The 3,365-nt window shown below is 70.0% G+C and carries 3 protein-coding genes and 1 pseudogene; 2 read left to right on the top strand and 2 right to left on the bottom strand.

What is annotated here, in order from left to right; all coding sequences use genetic code 11:
* Both HF519_RS29690 and HF519_RS29685 read left to right on the top strand, forming a co-directional pair.
* The coding region (locus tag HF519_RS29690) for a DEAD/DEAH box helicase (protein ID WP_169416265.1) at positions 1 to 1,713 on the top strand (1,713 nt) is incomplete at its 5' end.
* A gap of 189 nt (positions 1,714 to 1,902) precedes the next feature.
* Positions 1,903 to 2,276 (top strand): annotated as a pseudogene (locus HF519_RS29685) (transposase family protein); the annotation flags it as partial.
* Here the strand turns inward: HF519_RS29685 and HF519_RS29680 are convergent.
* Positions 2,224 to 2,775 carry a hypothetical protein gene (locus HF519_RS29680; protein ID WP_169416264.1) on the bottom strand — a complete coding sequence of 184 codons (552 nt, stop codon included), beginning with the start codon at positions 2,773 to 2,775 and terminating at the stop codon, positions 2,224 to 2,226. The pseudogene HF519_RS29685 and the gene HF519_RS29680 overlap by 53 nt on opposite strands.
* 366 nt (positions 2,776 to 3,141) lie before the next feature.
* On the bottom strand, positions 3,142 to 3,365 hold a 224-nt coding region (locus tag HF519_RS29675), incomplete at its 5' end, for an ATP-binding protein (RefSeq protein WP_246245430.1).

The raw sequence follows: 3,365 nt of genomic DNA, 5'->3' as shown, positions 1-3,365 counted from the left end.
GCCGCCCCCACCAAGCCCCGGGTGGTGCCGCAGTCGGTCGTCCCGCGGCAGTTGGCCATCCCCTTCCTCGCCCCCGATTTCTCGGCCGCCCGGCCGAGCGCACCCCGTCCGACCCCGCTGGCCGGCTGGGAGCTGCTCGGCCCGCTGCTGCGGTCGTTCGAGCGCGCCGGTGGCGGTGCCTCGGCGTGCATGACCCCCCCCGCGCCGTCCCTCCGGAGAGCGCCGGGCGGCCGGGAGCTCATGCCGCACCAGGCCCGGCTGGTCGCCGCGGCCCAGGCCGGCCACCGGACCTTCCTGCTCGCCGACGAGCCGGGGCTGGGCAAGACGGCCCAGGCGCTGCTCGCCGCGGAGGCGGCGAACGCCTACCCCCTGCTCGTCGTCGTGCCCAACGTCGTCAAGACGAACTGGGTGCGCGAGGCCGGTCTGTGGACACCCCGCCGCTCGGCGACGGTGATCCACGGCAACGGTGACTCCATCGACGGCTTCGCCGACATCGTCGTCGTCAACTACGAGGTGCTCGACCGGCATGTGGGGTGGCTCGGCGACTTCGGCTTCCGCGGAATGGTCGTCGACGAGGCGCACTTCATCAAGAACAAGGCCTCCCAGCGCTCGCGGCACGTCCTGGAGCTCTCCGAACGCATCCGGTCCTTCACCGCGCGTCCGTTGCTGATGGCCCTCACCGGCACCCCGCTGATCAACGACATCGAGGACTTCCTCGCGATCTGGCAGTTCCTCGGCTGGATCGACGGGACGAAACCGCGGGCCGAGCTGATGGACGCCCTCACCGAGACCGGCCTGACGCCCGCCGATCCGGGCTTCTACCCTGCCGCCCGCAGGAGCGTCGTGGACCTCGGCATCGTCCGTCGTCGCAAGGTCGACGTGGCCGCCGACATCCCGGCGCGGCGCATCGCCGACCTCCCGATCGAGCTCGACGGGGCTGCGGGCCGGTCGATCCGGGCCGCCGAACGTGAGCTCGCGCGACGCATGGTGGCCCGCTACTCCGACGCCCTCGCCACCCGGCGGTCCGGCGCCGTCGTCGAGAGCACCGACGGCATCGACCACGACCTCGTGCGCCAGGTGGCCAGGTGGGAGCAGAAGGACGCGGCCACGTCCGCGGCCGGCGACAACGTGTTCACCATGATGCGCCGCATCGGCCAGGCGAAGGCCGGCCTCGCCGCCGACTACGCCGCACAGCTCGCGCGCAGCGCAGGCAAAGTGGTCTTCTTCGCCAAGCACGTCGACGTGATGGACGCCGCCGAGGAAACGTTCACCAAACAGGGGGTCCGGTTCTCCTCGATCCGCGGCGACCAGACGCCCACAGTGCGGCAGCGCAACATCGACGCCTTCGTCAACGACCCCGGCGTCGCCGTCGCGGTCTGCTCGCTGACCGCGGCCGGCGTGGGCCTCAACCTGCAGGTCGCCTCGAACATTGTGTTGTCGGAGCTCTCCTGGACCGCCGCGGAACAGACCCAGGCCATCGACCGCAGCCACCGCATCGGCCAGACGGAGCCGGTCACCGCGTGGCGGATCATCGCCGCCCAGACGATCGATGCCAGGATCGCCGAGCTGATCGACAACAAGGCCGGCCTCGCCGCCCAAGCGCTCGACGGCTCCGAGGAGGAGGTCGGATCGTCGGCCGACGTGCAGCACGAGGCGCTCGTCGCGCTGCTGACCGACGCGCTCTCGGCGGCCCCGACGCACCTTGAGAGGTGACGCGGCGAGCGGTGAGCCAGGTGTTCGTGCTCATCAACACCCGCTGGCGCGCTCACCCGATCGACCGAAGAACGACCCCGAACGTGGCGTCGGACCAGCGGCCCAGGTGGACGGGCCTACGGTCGTGAGTACCGTTGCCCCCTCCGCGGTCCGCCGCCCATCCCCGACGGACGGCCCCGGCGCTGTCCGGGGAAGCACCAGTGCCATGGCGTGAACGTGCAGGTCATCGCGGACCCTGCCGGGCGGCTGATCTGGGCCTCACCCGCGCTGCCGGGAGCCCGCCACGATATGGGAGCCGCCCACGAACACGGCATCCTCGACGCCCTCGGTGCGGCCGGGGTGAAGGTGATCGTCGATCACGGCTATCGCGGTGCCGGGTTCGACGTCCCACAACGACGTCGCCCCGCCGACCCCACACCGGCGAACCTCGCAGGCTCTCGCGCAACCAGCGAAACCTGAACTCCGCCCATGCCCGTCAGCGCGGACCGGGCGAGCGGGGCAACGCGCAGCTCAAGACCTGGCGGATCCTCCCCAAGATCCGTTGCTGCCCCCGAAGGGCAACAGATCCCATCGCCACCCAGACCAGCAGACCCAATCCGGGTCCTTCCACGTCTCGGCGAGGATCCGCGCAGCTTCCTGTGCGCTTGGCGGCTGCGGGCTCGGCCGCGGAGCCGGCGGCGGCTCGGCTTCGGCGATCGGGTTCGTCGCGAGCCAACGCCACCGGACCGCCCTCTTGAGCGCGCCGCTGAGCACGAAGTGGATTTGCCGGATCGTCGACGCACCGAGCGGCGAGCAGACATGCGGTCGGCAACGCGTGTCGCACCCATGGGCCCGCTCCGTCCGGTGCTCGACGTAGGCGCTGCGGTCGCAGTGGTTCCGGCACCGACGCAGCTCGGCGTAGAGCGAGCCGAACACCCCGGCGTCGAGGGACCCAATCGGCGTTCGCCCCATGAAGGGCCGGATGTGCTTGTCCGCGTACCGGACGTAGGTATCCATGGTCGAGCGCTCCAGGGTCAGCAGCTCGAAGTGCTGATCCAGCAACTGGTTGACCGTGGCGTTCATCTTGGGATACGGCGCTCGTCGACCTGATTGCCGAGTCGCCGCAGAACCTTTTCCGCCTCGGTCCACGCATCGGCACCTGCCGGGACGAGCTCGCGGAGCCGGTGACGTCGCTTCGTGACGGGATCAATGCCCGCCTAGACGGTGACGCGCAGGGCACCGCTTGGGAGCTCCTCGAGGCTTCCCGATTGCCGCTCCGTCGCCTTGCGCCGCCCGCCGCCGATCCAGGATAACCCAGCTATGTCACACATTTGATCCCACGCCATGCATGTCGCGAACCGCTTCAGCAGCGAATGTGCTGGTCAAGCCTGGTGGGCCCCCGGGGGATCGAACCCCGAACCCGCGGATTAAAGAGAATAGTTGGTCGCATCACATGTCAATACCGGCCGAACCCTGACCCGGCGTGGTCCGTCTGAAATCTGACCCACCTGATTGCTGCTGGTCTTTAGTTGTCGGTCTTGCTCGCGGGACGCGGCCGAGGTCGCGGTCCTTGAGCCGGTAGCTGTCGCCCTTGAGGGAGATGACCTCGGCGTGGTGGACGAGGCGGTCGATCATCGCGGCGGCGACGACGTCGTCGCCGAACACTTCGCCCC

The sequence above is a fragment of the Pseudonocardia bannensis genome (assembly GCF_012911875.1).
Lineage (GTDB): Bacteria > Actinomycetota > Actinomycetes > Mycobacteriales > Pseudonocardiaceae > Pseudonocardia > Pseudonocardia bannensis.
Note: the sequence above shows the minus strand (reverse complement) of the source record. Positions and strands in the feature narration are given on the sequence as shown.

Coding starts and splice junctions, on each gene's coding strand:
- HF519_RS29680 (WP_169416264.1), bottom strand. CDS start 2,775: ATGAACGCCACGGTCAACCAGTTGCTGGATCAGCACTTCGAGCTGCTG.